Origin of the sequence: Halomonas urumqiensis (assembly GCF_003028575.1) — a bacterium.
In the GTDB taxonomy this organism is placed as follows: domain Bacteria; phylum Pseudomonadota; class Gammaproteobacteria; order Pseudomonadales; family Halomonadaceae; genus Halomonas; species Halomonas urumqiensis.
The window spans coordinates 1,854-4,985 of sequence record NZ_PYUD01000020.1; the positions used below are offsets into that span (position 1 = coordinate 1,854).

The 3,132-nt window shown below is 55.6% G+C and carries 1 rRNA gene; it reads left to right on the forward strand.

The window, feature by feature from the left end:
* The first annotated feature begins 136 nt into the window (after window positions 1-136).
* Window positions 137-3,073: ribosomal RNA gene (locus C6V82_RS17965) — 23S ribosomal RNA — on the forward strand.
* Window positions 3,074-3,132 lie beyond the last annotated feature (59 nt).

Here is a 3,132-nt window from a genome sequence, read left to right on the forward strand (position 1 = left end):
GCGTCCTTTGAAAACTGGATAACGCAAGAAACACGAAGATCACCGGATCATCGTTTGATAAAAGCGAGTGATTCCGGGTGTCTTGGAATGCCAGACTGAAACGACGTCCAGAACACATACCAGCGGTATGTGTATTGGTTAAGGAAGAAAGGGCGCACGGTGGATGCCTTGGCACTAGGAGCCGACGAAGGACGGGACGAACACCGATATGCTCCGGCGAGCTGTAAGTAAGCGTTGACCCGGAGATTTCCGAATGGGGGAACCCCTCATCCGTAATGGGATGAGATCCCTGCCTGAATCAATAGGGCAGCGGAAGGCAGACCCGGGGAACTGAAACATCTTAGTACCCGGAGGAAGAGAAAGCAAACGCGATTTCCTGAGTAGCGGCGAGCGAAACGGAAACAGCCCAAACCGGAAGGGTTTCCCTTCCGGGGTTGTAGGACACTCCATTGGAGTTACCAAGAGGAGCAGTAGAGGAAGCGGCCTGGAACGGCCCGCGGGACAAGGTAACAGCCCTGTACTCGACACTGCCCCTCCTCCGGAGTGGATCCTGAGTACGGCGGGACACGAGAAACCCCGTCGGAATCCGGGAGGACCATCTCCCAAGGCTAAATACTCCCTAGTGACCGATAGTGAACCAGTACCGTGAGGGAAAGGTGAAAAGCACCCCGGGAGGGGAGTGAAATAGATCCTGAAACCGTGTGCCTACAAGTAGTTGGAGCCCATTTACGGGTGACAGCGTGCCTTTTGTAGAATGAACCGGCGAGTTACGATCCCGTGCAAGGTTAAGCCGAAAAGGCGGAGCCGCAGCGAAAGCGAGTCTGAACAGGGCGATATAGTACGTGGTTGTAGACCCGAAACCGGGTGATCTACCCATGTCCAGGGTGAAGTCCAGGTAACACTGGATGGAGGCCCGAACCCACGCACGTTGAAAAGTGCGGGGATGAGGTGTGGGTAGGGGTGAAATGCCAATCGAACTCGGACATAGCTGGTTCTCCCCGAAATAGCTTTAGGGCTAGCCTCGGAGCGAGAGTACTGGAGGTAGAGCACTGATTGGACGAGGGGTCCCTACAGGATTACCGAATTCAGTCAAACTCCGAATGCCAGATACTTCTCTCCGGGAGTCAGACTGCGAGTGCTAAGATCCGTAGTCAAGAGGGAAACAGCCCAGACCATCAGCTAAGGTCCCCAAGTATACGTTAAGTGGAAAAGGATGTGGAGTTGCTTAGACAACCAGGATGTTGGCTTAGAAGCAGCCATCATTGAAAGAGTGCGTAATAGCTCACTGGTCGAGTGACTCTGCGCCGAAAATGTACCGGGGCTAAACGTATCACCGAAGCTATGGATGGACACCTTCGGGTGTCCGTGGTAGGGGAGCGTTCCAGGGGCCGAGAAGCCGGACCGGAAGGACCGGTGGAGCGCCTGGAAGTGAGAATGCCGGTATGAGTAGCGAAAAGAGGGGTGAGAATCCCCTCCGTCGAAAGCCTAAGGGTTCCTGAGGAAGGCTCGTCCGCTCAGGGTAAGTCGGGTCCTAAGCCGAGGCCGAAAGGCGTAGGCGATGGCAAACAGGTGGAGATTCCTGTACCACCGCGTTTCCGTTTGAACAATGGGGGGACGCAGGAAGATAGGGTGTGCGCACGATTGGAAGTGTGCGTCGAAGCTGGCAAGGCCGGAGCACAGGCAAATCCGTGCTCCACGAGGCTGAGCGGTGACCGCGAGGGAAATACAGTACCGAAGACCCCGATTCTACACTGCCGAGAAAAGCCTCTAGTGAGGAAACCGGTGCCCGTACCGCAAACCGACACAGGTAGGCGGGATGAGAATTCTAAGACGCGCGGGAGAACTCTCGTTAAGGAACTCGGCAAAATGACTCCGTAACTTCGGGAGAAGGAGTGCTCCCTGGGGTGTATGCCCGGGGGAGCCGCAGTGACTAGGCCCAAACGACTGTTTATCAAAAACACAGGTCTCTGCCAAGCCGCAAGGCGATGTATAGGGGCTGACACCTGCCCGGTGCTGGAAGGTTAAGAGGAGGCGTTATCCCTTACGGGAGAAGCGCTGAATTGAAGCCCCAGTAAACGGCGGCCGTAACTATAACGGTCCTAAGGTAGCGAAATTCCTTGTCGGGTAAGTTCCGACCCGCACGAAAGGTGCAACGATTTGGGCACTGTCTCAACGAGAGACCCGGTGAAATTATATTACCTGTGAAGATGCAGGTTACCCGCGACAGGACGGAAAGACCCCATGGAGCTTTACTGCAGCTTGATATTGGGTGTTGGAACAGCTTGTACAGGATAGGTAGGAGCCTTGGAACCCGGAGCGCCAGCTTCGGGGGAGGCATCGGTGGGATACTACCCTGGCTGTTTGAACATCCTAACCTCGGCCCGTGATCCGGGCCAGGGACAGTGTCAGGTGGGCAGTTTGACTGGGGCGGTCGCCTCCTAAACAGTAACGGAGGCGCCCAACGGTTCCCTCAGAATGGTTGGAAATCATTCGAAGAGTGCAAAGGCAGAAGGGAGCTTGACTGCGAGACATACAGGTCGAGCAGGGACGAAAGTCGGGCTTAGTGATCCGGCGGCACCGTATGGAAGGGCCGTCGCTCAACGGATAAAAGCTACCCTGGGGATAACAGGCTAATCTCTCCCAAGAGTCCACATCGACGGGGAGGTTTGGCACCTCGATGTCGGCTCGTCGCATCCTGGGGCTGAAGTAGGTCCCAAGGGTTGGGCTGTTCGCCCATTAAAGCGGCACGCGAGCTGGGTTCAGAACGTCGTGAGACAGTTCGGTCCCTATCCGTCGCGGGCGCAGGAAATTTGAGAGGAGCTGTCCTTAGTACGAGAGGACCGGGATGGACACACCGCTGGTGTACCAGTTGTTCCGCCAGGAGCATAGCTGGGTAGCTACGTGTGGACGGGATAAGTGCTGAAAGCATCTAAGCATGAAGCCCCCCTCAAGATGAGATTTCCCTTCACGCAAGTGATAAGATCCCTTCGAGATGAGAAGGTAGATAGGTCCCGGGTGGACGCGTGGCGACACGTGAAGCTGAGGGATACTAATCGATCGAGGACTTAACCAAGAACAACGGCAACACCAGGACACTGATCTTCGTGGATCGACGCGTTATCCAGTTTTGAG